15 protein-coding genes are annotated in these 16,753 nt (G+C 58.0%); 14 read left to right on the top strand and 1 reads right to left on the bottom strand.

The window, feature by feature from the left end; all coding sequences use genetic code 11:
* The first annotated feature begins 3 nt into the window (after positions 1-3).
* The 4 genes from modA to IT895_RS15005 are packed head-to-tail and all read left to right on the top strand — an operon-like array spanning position 4 to position 3,087.
* The gene (gene modA / locus IT895_RS15020) at positions 4-783 is read left to right on the top strand and encodes a molybdate ABC transporter substrate-binding protein (protein WP_199285502.1); all 780 of its coding nucleotides are present in this window, start codon (positions 4-6) and stop codon (positions 781-783) included.
* 20 nt (positions 784-803) lie between these two features.
* Complete coding sequence (gene modB / locus IT895_RS15015) at positions 804-1,451, top strand: molybdate ABC transporter permease subunit (RefSeq protein WP_233337278.1); 648 nt, start codon at positions 804-806, stop codon at positions 1,449-1,451.
* A complete protein-coding gene (locus IT895_RS15010; RefSeq protein ID WP_233337277.1) occupies positions 1,444-2,550 on the top strand; it encodes an ABC transporter ATP-binding protein in 1,107 nt (368 codons plus the stop codon). The genes modB and IT895_RS15010 overlap by 8 nt, the downstream gene beginning before the upstream one ends.
* 15 nt (positions 2,551-2,565) lie before the next feature.
* A complete protein-coding gene (locus IT895_RS15005; protein ID WP_199283942.1) occupies positions 2,566-3,087 on the top strand; it encodes a DUF192 domain-containing protein in 522 nt (173 codons plus the stop codon).
* Here IT895_RS15005 and IT895_RS15000 read toward each other — a convergent pair.
* Entirely contained in the window at positions 3,084-3,944 is an 861-nt protein-coding gene (locus IT895_RS15000) for a DMT family transporter (protein WP_085917130.1), read from the bottom strand. The two genes, IT895_RS15005 and IT895_RS15000, sit on opposite strands and share 4 nt — an antisense overlap.
* 233 nt (positions 3,945-4,177) lie before the next feature.
* Between IT895_RS15000 and IT895_RS14995 the strand changes: the two genes are divergently transcribed.
* The 10 genes from IT895_RS14995 to IT895_RS14950 all read left to right on the top strand — a co-directional run bounded on the left by IT895_RS14995 (position 4,178) and on the right by IT895_RS14950 (position 16,752).
* Positions 4,178-5,188, top strand: a complete 1,011-nt coding sequence (locus tag IT895_RS14995) for a DctP family TRAP transporter solute-binding subunit (protein ID WP_085917131.1) — start codon at positions 4,178-4,180, stop codon at positions 5,186-5,188.
* Positions 5,189-5,246: 58 nt separating this feature from the next.
* On the top strand, positions 5,247-5,726 hold the full coding sequence (locus IT895_RS14990) for a TRAP transporter small permease (RefSeq protein ID WP_085917132.1): 480 nt from the start codon (positions 5,247-5,249) through the stop codon (positions 5,724-5,726).
* The gene (locus tag IT895_RS14985) at positions 5,716-7,023 is read left to right on the top strand and encodes a TRAP transporter large permease (RefSeq protein WP_085917133.1); all 1,308 of its coding nucleotides are present in this window, start codon (positions 5,716-5,718) and stop codon (positions 7,021-7,023) included. Before IT895_RS14990 ends, IT895_RS14985 begins: the two co-directional genes overlap by 11 nt.
* 280 nt (positions 7,024-7,303) lie before the next feature.
* Positions 7,304-8,290, top strand: a complete 987-nt coding sequence (locus IT895_RS14980; RefSeq protein WP_085917134.1) for a TAXI family TRAP transporter solute-binding subunit — start codon at positions 7,304-7,306, stop codon at positions 8,288-8,290.
* 149 nt (positions 8,291-8,439) lie between these two features.
* Positions 8,440-11,043: a TRAP transporter permease gene (locus IT895_RS14975; RefSeq protein WP_085917135.1), complete on the top strand. Its 2,604-nt coding sequence runs from the start codon at positions 8,440-8,442 to the stop codon at positions 11,041-11,043.
* A gap of 12 nt (positions 11,044-11,055) precedes the next feature.
* Complete coding sequence (locus IT895_RS14970; RefSeq protein WP_085917136.1) at positions 11,056-11,484, top strand: universal stress protein; 429 nt, start codon at positions 11,056-11,058, stop codon at positions 11,482-11,484.
* 15 nt (positions 11,485-11,499) lie between these two features.
* Entirely contained in the window at positions 11,500-12,018 is a 519-nt protein-coding gene (locus IT895_RS14965; protein WP_085917283.1) for a molybdopterin-dependent oxidoreductase, read from the top strand.
* Positions 12,008-14,242, top strand: coding sequence for a hybrid sensor histidine kinase/response regulator (locus IT895_RS14960; protein ID WP_199283941.1), 2,235 nt, complete (start codon positions 12,008-12,010; stop codon positions 14,240-14,242). The genes IT895_RS14965 and IT895_RS14960 overlap by 11 nt, the downstream gene beginning before the upstream one ends.
* A complete protein-coding gene (gene nosP, locus IT895_RS14955) occupies positions 14,223-15,386 on the top strand; it encodes a nitric oxide-sensing protein NosP (RefSeq protein WP_199283940.1) in 1,164 nt (387 codons plus the stop codon). Before IT895_RS14960 ends, nosP begins: the two co-directional genes overlap by 20 nt.
* On the top strand, positions 15,358-16,752 hold the full coding sequence (locus IT895_RS14950) for an ATP-binding response regulator (RefSeq protein WP_233337276.1): 1,395 nt from the start codon (positions 15,358-15,360) through the stop codon (positions 16,750-16,752). Before nosP ends, IT895_RS14950 begins: the two co-directional genes overlap by 29 nt.
* Position 16,753: the final 1 nt, after the last annotated feature.

Genomic DNA, 16,753 nt, shown 5'->3' with positions numbered 1-16,753 from the left:
GTGATGCGTGGCCTATACCGGCATGGGCTGTTGTTGGCCTGGCTGCTGCTTACCGCCATGCCCGTGTCGGCGGGGACGGCAACAGTGGCGGCGGCGTCTTCCCTGCAGTTCGCGCTGACCGAAGCCGCCGAGCGCTTCGAGCACGACACCGGGCACACGCTGCGGCTGAACTTTGGCTCTTCGGGCAATTTTCGACGCCAGATTGCCCAGGGTGCGCCCTTTGAGCTTTTTCTTTCTGCAGATGAGCGCTACGTAGAGGCGCTACATGACGAAGGCCATACTCGTGATGAGGGGGTGATTTACGCCCATGGGCGTCTGGTGTGGCTGCAGCGGCCAGGGCAGGCAAAGTCGTTTGGCGATGCCCCCATGGCGGGCGTAGAGCAGGCACTGGCGCGCCATGCGAAGGGTGAGCGCCCCCGTATCGCGCTTGCCAATCCTGAGCACGCACCGTATGGCGTGGCCGCGCAGCAAGCACTGACGCATGCAGGGCTTTGGGATCAAACCGAACCGCTGAGGGTGCTGGGAGAAAACGTTTCCCAGGCGGCGCAATTCGCGCTTTCTGATGATGCCCAAGGCGGCCTGGTGGCCTATTCGCTGGCACTGGCGCCGCCGTTAGTCGATCGAAGTGAGTACATACTCATTCCTGAAGGCTGGCACGATCCGCTGCGCCACCGCATGGTGCTCACCTGCGAAGCGGGCGATACCGCCCAGGCGTTTTATACCTGGCTCCAGCAGGAAGAAGGGCGGGCGATCTTTCAACACTATGGGTTTAGTACAGATTGATGGATTGGTCGGCGCTTTCTGTGTCATTCCGCCTGGCGGCGCTAACCTGTGCTTTTTTGCTGCCGATAGGTATTTTTCTGGGACGCTGGTTAGCGAGTGCCCGCTTTCGCGGTAAAGGCCTTTGCGAGGCGCTGGTGGCGCTGCCGCTGGTGTTGCCGCCCACCGTATTGGGGTTTTATCTGCTGCAAAGTTTTGGCCGCGAGGCGCCGTTCGGCCAGCTGTGGATGTCGCTCACCGGGGGCGGTCTCAATTTTACCTTCAGCGGTATCCTGCTGGCCTCCTTGGTTGCGAACCTGCCCTTTGCCGTGCAGCCGATTCAGCGTGCGTTTGAGAACATCCCCCATAACTTGCGAGAAGCAGCGTGGTGCAGCGGGCTAAGCCCGTGGCAAACGCTGCTGCGCATTGAACTGCCGCTGGTATGGCCGGGTATCCTGTCCGCTGCCGCATTGACCTTCGCCCATACCCTGGGCGAGTTCGGCGTCATCCTGATGGTCGGTGGGGCGATAGACGGCGAAACCCGAACACTGGCGATCGCCATATATGACCGGGTACAGGCCTTTGACGAGCAGGGGGCGGCTCTGATGGCGGCGTTGCTGTTGGTGGTGTCATTTACCACCCTGGGCGTCGTCTATGGCTTGGCGGGTCGCCGGAGGTGGGCGCGTGGCTAGGTTGATAGTGAGCGCGGAACAAAGTGGGCCGATTCCACTCAATGCCGAGTTCAGCTGCTTGCCCGGCGAGCTGTTGGCGCTGGTGGGGCCGTCTGGGAGTGGTAAAACCACCTTGCTGCGTGCCATTGCCGGGCTGTATCGCCCCCAGCAGGGCCTTATTGAGTGTGCCGGACAAACCTGGTTTGACTCGCGGGGTAAGCGCTCGCTATCGCCCCAGCAACGCCGGGTCGGCATGGTGTTTCAGGATTATGCCCTTTTTCCTCATTTGACTGCCCTGGCCAATATTGCGCTGGCACTGCGGCATTTGCCGCCCGCCAGGCGCCGCCCTCAGGCGGAACAATGGCTTGAGACGGTGCGCTTGAAAGGTCTCGAAAGCCGCTATCCCAACGAGCTCTCCGGCGGCCAGCGTCAGCGTGTAGCCCTGGCGCGTGCGCTGGCTCGCGAGCCTCAGGTGCTGCTGCTCGACGAGCCGTTTTCGGCGGTGGACCAGGTAACCCGGCGACGGCTACAGCGTGAACTGGCCAGGCTTCGCCAGCAAATCTCGATACCCATCGTATTGGTCACCCACGACCTGGAAGAAGCCGCCGCGCTGGCGGATCAAGTTTGTGTGCTGCATAACGGTCGCAGTCTGCAACAAGCTTCGCCTGAAATCCTCTTCAGAACGCCTGCCTCGCCCAGCGTCGCAAGGCTGCTGGATCGGCATAACGTCTTTGCAGGGCAGGTGGTCGAGGTCGGTGGAGAGCGCCGTTTGCGCTGGGGCAACGCTCAACTGGACGTTGCCTCGGGGCTTGACGCGCTTCCTATCAATGAGCGTGTGGCGTGGTACCTGCCACCCTCGGATATCGTGCTCCATCGTCGCGACCGACCGTCGCTTGGCGAGCGGGAAAATCCGATTGCCGCGACGGTCGATGAGCTTGTCGTGTTAGGCGGCATGACCTCGGTCGCATTGCGCGTTCAACATGGCGATATGCTACGTTTCGATATTGCCACCCATGCGGCACGACGTAATCAACTGACCCCCGGCGCCGCAGTGCACGTATCACTGTTGGCGGGAGGGATTCATCTGATGCCAGGATACGGCGTTGATAGCGCCCGATAAGACAAGGAAAACACCATGACCATGAACCGCCGGTCGCTGCTCAAAGCCTCCATCATATTACCGCTGTCGCTATGGCTACCCGGGACGTCATTGTGGGCGCAAGCGACGCCAGACGACGCTGAAACCTTGTCGTTGGCGATTCACACCCCGCAAGGCCCGCATCGCCTGTATGTCGAGCTGGCCGATACATTGGCTGAACGTCAGCGAGGGTTGATGCAGCGAGACCATCTCCCCGAAAAGCGCGGCATGCTGTTTGTCTTTGACAGCGAACGGTCAGCCGGGAATGGGTTCTGGATGTACCGTACCTTGATCCCGCTGGACATTGCTTTCATCGACGATGCAGGGCACATCGTCGCCATTGACACCATGCAACCCTGCGAATCGTCGTCACCGAGTGACTGCCCCTCGTATGCCCCCGGCGCCGCCTATCATGCGGCGCTTGAGGTCAACGCGGGCTACTTTGCCGAACGGAGAATTGGCGTGGGTGACTGTGTATCCGTCTCCGCCCTGGCCGGCTTTTGCCAACCGGAAGATTAAGCCGGACGAGAGCGAGGGGTGATATTGAGCACAATCAGGGCAATGCCTGCGATTACCAGACCGCCGCCCAGCAGTTTATGCACGCCAAGGCTGTCGCCCAGCAAGAGCGCACCCAGGCCGACCGCCAATACCGGTACGAGGAGTGTCATGGGCACCACACGGTTGACCGGGTGGCGGCGTAACAGCGCGTACCAGATCCCGTAAGCGATGATGGATGACATCACGGCGGTGTAAATCATCGCCCCCCAGCCCAACCAGCTCGCCTGCTGAATTGCCTGCCACTGGCCGCTCTCAAACAGCCATGAAGCCAGGGCCACCTGCGGCACCGCAAACAGCGCGACCCAGCCCGCCAACGCCAGCGGCGCAATGGGCGGCCCGCGTTTAATTAACAACTGCGATACCGCCCAGCCCATGGCGCTGCACAATAGAATTGCCAATGGCAGTGGGGTCGGCAAGGTGGGGCCACCTGCCAGCACAATGATGCCAGCAAACGACAGCAACAGCCCCGCAATACGTTTTGGCCCAAGTTTTTCCTTGAGAAATATCACGGCCAGTAGCGTGGCAAAGGGTGTCCCCATCTGCACCAGAAGCGCTCCGGTGCCTGCCTCTGCCTGCTCCAGGCCAATGAACAACAGAGCAAAATGCAGACTGCCGAATGTCGTCGACAACAGCATCAAAAAAGGCAGTTGCGCCCGTGCCACCGGGTAAAAGGGCACCAATAATGCCGCGACCAGCATAAAGCGCAGCGTGGTCAGCAGCAGAGGGGGAAGCTCTGTCACGCCGACCTTGATGACGATGATGTTCAACGCCCAGATAGTGATGACAAAGAGGCCGAGCAGCAGGTCGCGTAGGGGCACGTTGATGTCCGTTGATAGATGGCAAAGGTCGTCATTGTATCAGCTTGGTAGACTGCCCAAATGATAGTGCCGTAAGTCGCTGCATTTTCTTCATCTTATGCTGCCAACAACGACCAGGGCGACCTTGGATGTCTTCCTTTTACTAGTGAAGTGCATACAATGAAGCGGGGTGCCGCCAACGGCAGGCGGCCGTTGAACACACCACCATAAAAACCGATAAAAAAGGATCTGTTATGACGCTGACACGCTCAATGGCTTGCATGTCTACCGGCCTGGCCGGTGCAATGTTGTTGTCTCTATCGCTTTCCGCACAGGCGCGTGAGCTTTCGGTTTCCACCGTATTGTCTGACGCTTTTCCGTGGGGGCAGGCGGCCGAAAAGTGGGCAGAACTGGTCGAGGAACGTAGCGACGGTGAACTGACGATGCGGGTGTATCCCAACTCACAGTTGGTATCCGGCGACCAGACCCGCGAATTCTCGGCCATGCGTTCAGGGCTGATTGACGCCGCCGTCGGCTCGACTATCAACTGGTCACCGCAGGTGCCCGAGCTCAACCTTTTCTCGTTGCCGTTTTTCATTCCTGACGAGGCCGCGGTGGATGCGGTCACCGGTGGTGAGGCCGGAGAAATGGTGTTTGAAGCGATCGAGTCCCGGGGAGTTATTCCGCTGGCCTGGGGGGAAAATGGCTTTCGCCAGGTGTCTAATTCGCAAGGCCCCATCAGTGAACCGAGTGACTTGGACGGTTTGAAAATCCGCGTAGTAGGCTCGCCGCTGTTCCAGGATACGTTCTCCGCGCTGGATGCCGACCCGACACAAATGAGCTGGACCGATGCTCAGCCAGCGCTGACCACCGGTGCGGTTGACGGCCAGGAAAACCCGCTCTCGGTATTTGATGTGGCGCGCATTGACCAGGTCGGTCAGGAGCATCTGACGCTCTGGAACTACATGAATGACCCACTGATTTTTGCCGTCAACCAGCAGGTCTGGCAATCATTGAGTGAAGCACAGCAAACGATGCTGCGCGAAACCGCGGTTGAAGCGGGCGAGTGGGAAATCGCCATGACCCGAGAACAGGAAAGTGAGCGGCTTGAGGCCATTAAAGAACGCGGCGTGACGGTAACCGAACTAACCGATGCGCAGTACCAGGCCTTTGTCGACGCAACACAGTCCGTCTACGAAGAGTGGACCCCGCGTATCGGCGAGGACCTTGTAGAGGCCGCACAAGCCGCTATCGACGCACGCTAATCATCCCTGATGTTCTGTCTCCCAGTCGTCAAGGCTGGGAGTTTTCTGTGAGGCTGCCATGAAAGGCTTTCCTGATGCGCGCCCTGAGCGTTGGCTGGGCGCGCTGGCATTGATCATTATTGCATTGATTAGCCTGGGCAATGTGATCACGCGCTATTTAACCGGCGGGTCGTTTTCCTTCACCGAGGAGTTTTCGGTGTTCCTGCTGGTCGTGCTGACCTTCGCCGGGGCGTCGGTAGCGCTGCGACGTAACCGTCATATCCGAATCAGCTTCCTGGAACGCGCACTGCCGTTTAAGTACCGCCGTGCATTGATTCTGTTTCAAGCGCTATGCGGTGCCATTGTACTGGGCTTGATCACTTGGTACGGCGGCAAGCTTGCCTGGCAGGAATACCAGTGGGAGTCGCTTTCGCCTGGGCTTGGCCTGCCGCAGTGGTGGTATATCGTCTGGCTGCCGGTGCTTTCCGCGGCCATGCTGTGGCGTTTGCTGGAGCAAACCCGCGACCGTTTGAACGGGAGGTTCGGCGATGACGCCTGACGTGTGGATGATTCTGGCGTTTGCAGGATTGCTGATCGCGGGCGTTCCGGTGGCGTTTTCGCTAGCGCTTTCGGGCGCGGTGGGGATCCTTATCGGGCTGTCGCCGGATATGCTGGCAACACTTGGTACCAACACCTACAACAGTATTGCCAAATACCCGCTCATCGCCATTCCGCTGTTTATACTAACCGGGCTGATTTTCGAGCGTGCCGGTGTCGCGCTGCGCCTGGTGCGCTTTGCCCAGGCATTGATTGGCCCGCGCCACGGGGGGTTGGCGCTGGTCGCGGTGCTGGTGTGCATGATTATGGGGGGCATGAGCGGTTCTGGCCCCGCAGACGCGGCAGCCGTTGCCATGGTGATGTTGCCGAGCATGACCAAGGCAGGCTATCCAAAGCCGTTTTCCGCCACATTGATTGCGGCCTCGGCCTCCACCGCGATTCTCATCCCGCCCTCCGTCGCGCTGATTCTCTACTCCATTGTTGTGCCGGGTGTTGATCTGCGTGCCTTGTTTGCCGCCGGGTTGTTTCCGGGTGTGCTCGCGGGTTTGGCGCTGTTGCTACCGGCACTCTTGGTGTCCAGACGCTATGGCTGGGAAGGCGGGGCAATGACGGAGGGTGCTGAGCAGTTGAGTGTACGGGACACCTTCCGGCAGGCATTGCCCGCCTTATTCGCACCGGTGCTGATTCTTGGCGGGCTGCGCTCCGGGCTCTTTACCCCGACAGAAGCGGCGGTGGTGGCGGTGGCCTATGGCGCCGTCGTCGGACTTTTTCTTACCCGCGAGCTGTCATGGCGGGACCTTTGGGAACTGTTTGGCGAAGCAGCCATTATCTCGGGCGTGGTGATGCTGATTATTGCCCTGGCGGGTATTTTTGCCTGGGCCGGCACCATGCTGGGTACATTTCGGCATCTGGCGGAATGGATTATTGGGTTGACCGATAACGGCGTGCTGCTGCTGATTCTGGTGATGCTGGCCGTCCTGGTGGCGGGAATGCTGCTGGATGCGATCTCGATTTATCTGATCATGATGCCGATCCTGATTCCGGTCATGCAGCACTTTGAATGGAACCCCGTGTGGTTCGGCATACTGCTGGCCATGAACATTGCCATCGGGCAGTTTACACCGCCGGTGGCCGTGAACTTGATGGTCACGACGGAGGTGGCCAAAATCCGCCTGGAGCAGACCCTGGGCTGGGCATTGTTGTTCGTGGTGGCCATGGGCTGTGCATTGGCATTGGTGGCCATATTCCCAGGCATTGCGCTGTGGCTACCGCGTGTTCTGGGCTATAACGTTGATTGATATCGATTGGCCTATGCCAAAGCGGAATGACGGTTAACGCTCCCTAAACGGTGAAGATCGCTACACTGGGTTTACAGGTTGGTAAACGAAGTTTGCTGGTTTGATGTATCTGATTTCGCCAACGAGGTTTTTTTTCGCTAAAGTAGTGAAAGCCGACAGAAGCTGTCGATGCTGATAACAGATTGTCTTGAAAACGTTTTGGATCCTTAAGCCTGCATGATTAGCGCGCAGGTGGGGCCAACGCACAATGCTCATAACATCAAGATAAAGAGGTGTGTTCATGAAACGCCATGCATTTTCTACCGCTGCCTTCTCAGGCACGTTACTCGCTGCTACTGCCTTTGCTTCTCCCGCAATGGCACAAGAAGACGAACAATTCATTACCATCGGTACCGGTGGCCAGACCGGGGTATATTACGTCGTCGGCCAGTCCGTCTGTCGCCTGGTCAACCGCGGCAGCGACGAGCACAACATCCGTTGTAACGCGCCATCAACCGGTGGCTCGGTGGCCAATATTAACGGCATTAAATCCGGCGAGCTGAATATGGGCGTTGCCCAGTCCGACGTTCAGTACCAAGCCTACAATGGTACCGGGAATTTCGAGGGGGATGCGTTTGAGGACCTGCGTGCCGTCTTCCGTATCCATGGCGAGCCGTTGACGCTGCTGGCCCGCGCGGACTCGGGTATCGAAACGCTGGATGATCTCGAAGGCAAGCGCGTTAATATCGGCAACCCGGGCTCAGGTCAGCGCAACACCATGGAAGTGGTGATGGATGCCAAGGGCTGGGACGAAGACACCTTCTCCCTGGTCTCTGAGCTGGACGCCGCTGAGCAGGCTGCTGCACTGTCTGATAACAACATCGATGCCATGGTGTATGTGGTCGGTCACCCGAACGGTTCTATTCAGGAAGCCACCACCACGGTGGATTCACACCTGATCCCGATGAACGACGACGATATTCAGGGCATTGTTGACGAATATCCCTACTACTCCACGTCTGTGATTCCCGGCGGTCTGTATAAAAACAACCCTGATGACGTAGAGACCTTCGGTGTGGCGGCGACGTTCGTGACCTCAGCGGATGCCGATGACGATGTGGTCTACGAAACTGTTAAAGCAGTATTCGACGACTTCGACCGCTTCAAGCGTCTACACCCTGCCTTCGAAAATCTGGATGCCCAGGACATGGTGACGCAAGGCCTGTCTGCACCTCTGCATGACGGTGCCAAGCGCTACTACGTAGAGCAGGGCTGGATCGAAGAGTAAGGTTATCGGTACTGGGTGTTAATCACCGATTGAAAGATGCGCGCGGTCTCTCACGGGGCCGCGCGCTGTGTTTGGAATGTCGCCTTGATTGATCCAGGGCTTCTTATTGGCATTCCTCATTGTCATCCAAATTTTTGCAGGGCATGCATATGACAACGGATAACACCAAGACCGGTGGGTCAAATGTTGATCTTGAAGATCTGGTGGCCTCTACGGACTCCGGGTCTCGTAAACCGGCCGGAATGCCTGGCAAGCTGCTGGTAGGGATTGCGGCGGTGTGGTCACTTTTTCAACTGTGGATCGCGTCGCCATTGCCTTACATCTTCGGCTTCGGGGTGTTTAACGCGACGCAATCCCGTTCGATTCATTTGGCCTTTGCGCTGTTCTTGGCGTACATGGCATATCCTGCGCTCAAGCGGTCGCCCCGCGACCGTATTCCACTGCAAGACTGGGTGCTGGCGGCGGTGGCCGCATTTTGCGGCGCCTACATGTTCATCTTTTACGAAGGCTTGTCGGAGCGTCCTGGTGCTCCGCTGCTGACCGATGTCGTCGTCGGTGTGGCGGGGATTTTGCTGTTGCTGGAAGCGACACGACGTGCGCTCGGGCCGCCACTGATGATTGTTGCCTCCGTGTTTTTGTTCTATTCGCTGGCCGGGCCCTGGATGCCGGGCATGCTTGCCCATGGTGGCGTGAGTCTTTATGGACTGGTTAATCATCAATGGCTAACTACCCAAGGGGTATTCGGTATAGCGCTGGGGGTGTCCACCAGCTTTGTCTTCCTGTTCGTATTGTTTGGTGCGCTGCTGGATAAAGCAGGCGCTGGTAACTACTTCATTAAAGTCGCGTTTTCGTTGCTTGGGCACTACAAGGGCGGCCCGGCCAAGGCGGCGGTGGTGGCGTCGGGCATGACCGGCTTGATTTCGGGCTCTTCGATTGCCAATACGGTGACCACCGGCACCTTTACCATTCCCATGATGAAGCGCGTGGGCTTTTCCTCGGAGAAGGCCGGTGCTGTCGAAGTCGCCTCCTCTGTCAATGGTCAGATCATGCCGCCGGTCATGGGGGCTGCTGCGTTTCTGATGGTCGAATACGTGGGCATTTCGTATGTAGAAGTCATCAAGCACGCATTTCTACCTGCGTTGATATCCTATATTGCGCTGATTTATATCGTCCACCTGGAAGCCCTGAAAGCCAATATGCAGGGGCTTGAAAGCAGCAACCCGCCCAAGCCGCTCGTTCGCAAGGTGACGGGCTTTCTGGCTGGCCTGTTGCTGATGATGGTCACGGCACTTGCGGTATATTACGGCCTGGGCTGGTTGCAGCCCCTGCTGGGCCCGGCGGCCCCCTGGGTAATTGGTTTAGTGCTCGCGGCGGTTTATGTCGCATTGCTCAAACTGGCTTCGGGCTACCCTGAACTGGAAGTCGATGATCCCAATGAGCCAGTGGTCAAGCTACCGCAAACCCGCCCTACGGTGCTGGTGGGGTTGCAATACATTCTGCCCGTGATCGTATTGGTATGGTGTTTGATGGTAGAGCGCCTGTCCCCCGGGCTTTCAGCCTTTTGGGCCACGGTGTTCATGATCTTTATCATGCTGACTCAGCGTCCGATTACCGCGTATTTTCGTGGCCGTAGCGATATTGCCTACGACCTGCGTGAAGGCGCTATTGACCTGTGGAACGGACTGGTGACCGGCGCCCGTAACATGATTGGTATCGGCATTGCGACGGCGACGGCGGGTATCATTGTCGGTGCGGTTTCCCAGACAGGGGTCGGACTGGTGTTGGCCGATGTGGTCGAAACCCTGGCAATGGGCAACCTGTTGCTGATTTTGCTGTTTACCGCGGTACTCAGTTTGATCCTCGGCATGGGGCTGCCGACCACTGCCAACTACATCGTGGTATCGGCCCTGTTGGCGCCAGTGATTATTCAATTGGGGGCTCAGAATGGCCTGCTGGTACCACTGATTGCCGTGCACCTGTTTGTGTTTTATTTCGGCATCATGGCGGACGTTACGCCACCGGTGGGGCTTGCCTCGTTTGCGGCAGCTGCAGTGTCAGGAGGCGACCCGATTCGCACTGGTTTCCAGGCGTTTTATTACAGCCTGCGTACCGCCGCGCTTCCGTTCCTGTTCATCTTCAACACCGACCTGCTGTTGATTGACGTGACACCGCTGCAAGGGATATTGATCTTTGTGGTGGCGACCGTGGCGATGCTCATCTTTGCTGCAGCCACTCAAGGCTTCATGATTACGCGTAACCGCTGGTATGAGTCGGTCCTGTTGCTCGTGGTGGCCTTTGCGCTTTTCCGTCCAGGCTTTTTCATGGACATGATTCACGATCCTTATCGGTCTACCGAGCCCACCGAGTTTGTTGAAACCCTGGGTAACGTCGATGAGGGATCGTCGCTAAGAGTCCAGATTAGCGGCCTGGATGATTATGGTGATCCCATGACGACCTATATTCTGGTGCCTGTGCCGGAGGGTGATAGTGGACAGGAGCGCCTGGATAATCTGGGGCTGATGCTGCTGACAGAAAACGATGAAGCTATCGTCGATATGGTGACCTATGGCAGTGATGCGGCAGACCTGGGCTTTGATTTCGATCAGGAAATCGTCGAAGTACTGGCACCGGTGGACCGCTGGACAAAAGAGTGGATCTGGATTCCCGCTCTCGGCGTGTTCGCCCTGATCGTCATGCTACAGCGCCGTCGGCGGGACGCCGATGGTCGCACTACCAAGGCTAATGCCGCGTGAGGAGGGGCTGTCATGTACCACAAAATTTTACTGCCCGTTGATCTTAATGAAGAAAGTTCATGGAGCAAGGCGTTGCCCACGGCCATTGAGCTGTGCCAGACGTTTGACGCGTCGCTACACGTGGTGACGGTGCTGCCGGACTTTAAGATGCCCATGGTGGGGGCTTATTTTCCTAAAGACTTCTCCAAGAAGGCGCATGAGGCCGTCAAGGACGCGCAACATGCGTTTATAGAGCAGCACGTGCCTGAGACAATCAATACCCAAAGCGTGATTGTCGATGGCTCACCATGGGAGGCGATCATCAAGGTCGCTAAACAGCTGGATATCGACCTGATCGTCATGGCCTCGCATACCAAGCGCAAGTTTGTCGATTACGTACTTGGGCCTAACGCCGAGCATGTGGTACACCATGCGAAGATGTCGGTCATGATTGTCCGCTAGTTGCCCGAAGGGGATATCGCAGTGAAGGCGTTTTTATTGAGAGTCGTCCTGCTGGCGTTCAGCATTCCGCTGGCGGGGGCCGCGTCCACGTCAGTTGAAAGCCATGCGCCGACAGGTCCGGTGATTCTTAAAGTTGTGGGTGATATTGCCCGCACAAATGTCGATGACGAGGCGCATTTTGATCGCAAGATGCTGGAGCAACTGCCGCAGCATGATTTTGCCACGACCACGCCCTGGACCGACAGCCGGAATCATTATGAAGGCCCGCTAATGCGCGACTTGCTGGCGCATCTGGGGGTGGAGGATGGCAACGTCAATGTACAGGCGCTTAATGGCTACCAGGCGGAGATTCCGGTCAGTGATTTTTATGACTACGATGTCATTCTTGCGCTGAAGCGTGACGGTGAAGCGATTCCCATCCGTGAATACGGCCCGCTTTGGGTGCTTTATCCCTTTGATCAGGATGAGGCCTTGTTGAGTGAGAAAATGCGTTTTCGAGCTGTCTGGCAGGTGATGCTCATTAATGTCCTCTAGCGCTCCCACGACGCATTATCCTCGATTACTGCGCTATCCATGGCGTTTCAAACTGGTTGCCATGGCCGCGGTGGTGCTGTTTGCGGCAGCCCTGGTCGTGGCGACAATCGCCGCCTGGCGGCAAGATAACCTGACCCAAACCCTGCGTGAAGACACCTCCTGGGTGGTTTATAAACTGGACCGTGATGCGGTCCAGTTGCTCAACCAGCTACTCAACGCGACCCGGGGGCCAATAGCACCGAGTGCTCAGGATGAGTTGGAACTGAGATTTGAGCTGCTCTATAGCCGCCTCAACTTGCTCAATGAAGGGGAGGTCAGCGAGTTGCTCAACCGCATTGAGCCTGCACGTCAGCTGCTCAATGACATCCAGCAGCAGCTAGACACTCTCGACCCGATGTTCGAGCCGCACGAAGATCTCGAACAGATGCCTATCACCGCACTGGAAACCGAACTGCAAGCACTGACGCGGCTCACCGAACGGCTGGTGATCACGATCAATGGCTTTCTGGCAGAGTCCGCCACTGAAGAGCGAGCCCAGCTTAGCCTGCTTTACAAGCTGTTGATGAGCTTGATTATGGCGATGAGCCTGGCGGCATTGCTGGTGGTGGTCTTTCTGGTAAGGGAAATGCGTGAGAGCGCTGCAGCCCGGCGAGACCAGGAAACGCTTAGTCGCCAATTGGAAGTCACTGCCGAGCAGGCCCAGGCAGCCAATCAAGCGAAATCCGATTTCCTTGCCATGGTTAGCCATGAAATTCGCACGCCGCTCAATGGCGTTATCGGCATGAGCGAACTGTTGCGCGAGCCCGCCAATCGGGTACAGGTTGAAGATTACGCCAACACGATTTACGACAGCGCCAATCAGTTACTGGCGATGATCAATGAAATTTTAGACTTTTCCAAAATCGAGGCCGGTCATCTTCGCCTTGAAACGGCACCTACTGCGGTCAAGCCGCTGGTCGAAAGCGTCGTGGCATTGTTCAAGCCAAGGGCTGAAGCTAAAGGGCTGATGCTCACTATCGATGTGGATGAGCGGGTGCCTGCCTGGGTAATGGTGGATGCTGGTCGTTTACGGCAAATTTTGCTCAACCTGCTGGCCAACGCGATCAAGTTTACCGATGACGGAGTGGTCTCTGTGCGGGTCTCTGCCACGGCTGATCATTTATTCTTCGATGTCATCGATACGGGCTGTGGCCTGAGCGATGTACAACAACAGCGTCTTTTCGAACCTTTTCAGCAGGCCGATGCATCGGTCGCCCGGCGGTTTGGCGGCACTGGTCTGGGGCTTGCCATTTGCAAACGGTTAAGTCATGCCATGGATGGGCAATTGCGTGTTGATAGTCAGCCGGGTGAGGGCAGTACCTTCCGCTGCCAACTACCCCTGGAGGAAACGACGCCCCATCAGCGTCCGGAGCTGCCATCGCCGTCGACCCAGCACCATTTCCCTGATACGTCACTACTACTGGTGGAAGACAACGCTATCAACCGCAAGGTCGCCATTGAGTTGCTGGCGCGCTTGGGCTGCGATGTGGTCTGTGCAGAAAGTGGTCATGATGCACTGGACATGGTAGCGGCTCAGCGTTTCCACCTGATTTTCATGGATATTCAACTCCCCGACATGGATGGCCTGGATGTCACCCGAAAGCTACGAGCGCAGGGGGGGTGGCTGGTCGAGGTGCCCATCGTGGCCATGACCGCCGGTGGTGTTGAGGATGACCGGCAGCGTTGCCTGGATGCGGGCATGAACGACTACATCACCAAGCCGCTGTCAACGAGTGCGTTGAGCAACGTTCTCGCGTTTCAGCTGGGTGAGTCCGTTGCCGCTCCCGTTCAGCCCCAGACGTCGTCAGGCGGCGATAGCCTGCTCAACGGCGACACCCTGGGCAGCCTTGTCCAAACCCTCGATGAAAGCCATCTGCGTGAGCTGATTGCCCTGTACCACCGGCAGGTTGAGGATTATCTGGCGCAATTTACGACTTACCTCGGGTTTGAGACGTTGTCTGATGAGTACGCCGAACAGGTCGCTCGTCTGGCCCACCAACTGCGCGGTGAAGCGCTGAGTATCGGGGCTCAGAAGGTAGCGCAGCATGCCAAGAAACTCGAGATGCTGGTCGTCAAGAGGCCTGCTCCCGGCGAGTTGCATCAAGCCTTGAGTGCGCTGCGTCAAACCGCAGCACGTACGCATTTGGCGTTGGAGAAATGGCAGCGTGACGACTTCTCTCTCTAACCATGGCACGGTGGTCGTCGCCAGCCGATCGGCAAATGCCGAGCAGGCTGTACAAGTATTGGCCGAGGGCCTCAGCCATGCCGATCTTGGCGGCGTTATTTTTTTCTGTAGTGCCGAATATGATCTGGAGCGACTATCGGCTGCGCTGGTCCATGCGTTTCCGGCGGTACCAGTCAGTGGCTGCACCACAGCAGGTGAGATTACCCCCGAGGGGTATGATCGCGGCAGTATTGTCGCGATTGGCTTTGATCATCGGGTGTTCGCCATGGAAACGTCGCTGGTCAATGACCTGGACCGCTTCGCGTTGAGCGACGCCCAGCCGCTGGTCGATGACCTGATCGAGCGCTGTCGCCGTCGAGCGTTGGCACCGGTGAACGAGCATAGTTTTGCGCTGACCTTGCTGGACGGACTATCAAGCCGCGAGGAACAGGTGCTGGCGACGCTGGACGCGGCCCTGGGGCGCATACCCAGTTTCGGCGGTTCCGCCGGTGACGATAACCACCTTGCCAATACCCATGTGTATGCCAACGGGCGCTTCCACAGCCGTGCCGCCGTGGTTGTGATGATCAATACGTGCCTACCGTTTGAAGTATTCTCTACCCACCACCTATTGCCGCTGAGTCATAAGCTGGTCGTGACCGAAGCTGACCGTGAACGCCGCCGCGTGATGGAACTTAACGGCCTTCCTGCGGCCAGTGTCTACGCCGATTTGGTAGGCGTCTCGCTTGATGCCCTCGTACCCGAGGTGTTTGCACGGCATCCTCTTGCGGTGCAGCTTGGGGGGCAGCATTTCGTACGATCGATTCAGCGCGTGAATGACGACGGTAGCCTAAACTTTTACTGTGCAGTGGAAAACGGCATTGTACTGACGGCAATGCAGCCCGCCCCGTTGCTGGATGATCTCAATCGCATGCTTGACGGGGTAACGGCACGATTGGGGCCGCCATCGCTGATGATTGGCTGCGACTGCTTTTTACGCCGCATGGAGCTGGAAGCCGTCGATCATCTCGAGCAGGCCTCGGCGCTGCTGCGTCGATCGCGGGTGGTGGGATTTAACACCTACGGTGAGCAGCACCATGGTATGCATGTCAATCAAACCTTTACAGGAGTGGCGCTTGGCACTCTTCCAGCTCTCGACGGGTGATGACACGACACTCAGCCCCGAAGCCTTACGCGAAGAAAATCGCCGTCTGCGCAAAGTGTGTCAGGCGCTCATGAGCCGTGTGGAATCGGGCAGTGGTGCCGATGGTGCCCCGTACGCGGCTTTCGAGCGCTCTGTCCTGCTGGCCGAACAGGTCAAGGAACGTACCGATGCGCTGCACCGTGCCCTGGACGAGCTGGGGGAGGCCAACGCGCATTTGCAGGCGGCAAAAGCCGACGCTGACGCCGCCAACCTGTCAAAAACCAAGTTTCTTGCCGCCGTCAGTCACGACCTGCTGCAACCGCTTAACGCTGCCAGGCTGTTTGTCAGTGCCTTGGAATCTCATTCCTTGCCCGAGGCATCGACGACGCTGGTCGGCCATGTGGGGCGTTCATTGAAAGATGTTGAAGGACTGCTGGGCACCCTGGTGGATATTTCGCGCCTGGATGCCGGGGTGCTGCACGCCGACAAGGCACCATTTACGGTCAGCACTCTGCTGGATGCCTTGGCAGAGGAGTACCGTCAGGTGGCAGCAGTGCGTGGCTTGAGTCTGCATTACGTGCCGTCGCATGTCATGGTGGAGTCAGACTTGGCGTTGCTGGCAAGGGTGGTCCGTAATTTCTTGAGCAACGCCGTGCGCTATACCGAGCACGGTCACGTGCTATTGGGTTGCCGCCGCCGCCCCGAGGGCGTCGAAATCATGGTCGGTGATACCGGCCCGGGGATTGCTGAACAGCAGCGCGAGGCGATCTTCCTTGAGTTTCAGCGCGCCCCGGACGCTCAGCGCCATCATAGTCGAGGGCTGGGTCTCGGCTTAGCGATCGTCGACCGTATCAGTACCATGCTGGATCAACCGGTAACGCTGGCCTCTCGGTCTGGGCATGGATCGCTGTTTTCAATCACCGTGCCTTATGCATCTTCCCGTGTCGCCTTGTCTCAAACGAGTCCCGAGCAGGGAGGTGCTCTGGGAGACGATGATCCAGGGTCTCCGCTTGCTGAATGCGTGGTGTGGGTCATCGATGACGATGAGGCGATTATCGACGGCATGCAGGCGCTGCTGGGGGGCTGGGGCTGCCGGGTCAGGGCGGCGGCCACGGCCAGTGCTCTTGAAGCCACCAGTGACGGCGAGACCCCTGACGTCTTGCTGGTCGATTATCATCTTGGCGATCACCGGGAAACAGGCCTGGCACTGGCGGCGCGCCTGCGCCGTCGCTATCCAGGCTTGGCGGTGGTGGTGATTACCGCCAACCATGATGCGCAACTCAGCCGTTCCGCCCGCGAGGCGGGCATGCACTGCTTGTTGAAGCCGTTAAAGCCGATGCGCCTGAGGATGCTGCTGGTCAGCCTGTTAACCAAACGGGAGAGGTAAG

Origin of the sequence: Halomonas sp. A40-4, assembly GCF_015767635.1 — a bacterium.
In the GTDB taxonomy this organism is placed as follows: Bacteria; Pseudomonadota; Gammaproteobacteria; order Pseudomonadales; family Halomonadaceae; genus Vreelandella; species Vreelandella janggokensis.
The sequence above is the reverse complement of the archived record's forward strand: the minus strand, read 5'-3'. Positions and strand labels throughout refer to the sequence as shown.

Excerpts from the sequence above, each read along its gene's own strand:
- modA (WP_199285502.1), top strand. The coding sequence starts at position 4 with ATGCGTGGCCTATACCGGCATGGGCTGTTGTTGGCCTGGCTGCTGCTT.
- IT895_RS15005 (WP_199283942.1), top strand. The coding sequence starts at position 2,566 with ATGACCATGAACCGCCGGTCGCTGCTCAAAGCCTCCATCATATTACCG.
- IT895_RS14995 (WP_085917131.1), top strand. The coding sequence starts at position 4,178 with ATGACGCTGACACGCTCAATGGCTTGCATGTCTACCGGCCTGGCCGGT.
- IT895_RS14990 (WP_085917132.1), top strand. The coding sequence starts at position 5,247 with ATGAAAGGCTTTCCTGATGCGCGCCCTGAGCGTTGGCTGGGCGCGCTG.
- IT895_RS14985 (WP_085917133.1), top strand. The coding sequence starts at position 5,716 with ATGACGCCTGACGTGTGGATGATTCTGGCGTTTGCAGGATTGCTGATC.
- IT895_RS14980 (WP_085917134.1), top strand. The coding sequence starts at position 7,304 with ATGAAACGCCATGCATTTTCTACCGCTGCCTTCTCAGGCACGTTACTC.
- IT895_RS14975 (WP_085917135.1), top strand. The coding sequence starts at position 8,440 with ATGACAACGGATAACACCAAGACCGGTGGGTCAAATGTTGATCTTGAA.
- IT895_RS14970 (WP_085917136.1), top strand. The coding sequence starts at position 11,056 with ATGTACCACAAAATTTTACTGCCCGTTGATCTTAATGAAGAAAGTTCA.
- IT895_RS14960 (WP_199283941.1), top strand. The coding sequence starts at position 12,008 with ATGTCCTCTAGCGCTCCCACGACGCATTATCCTCGATTACTGCGCTAT.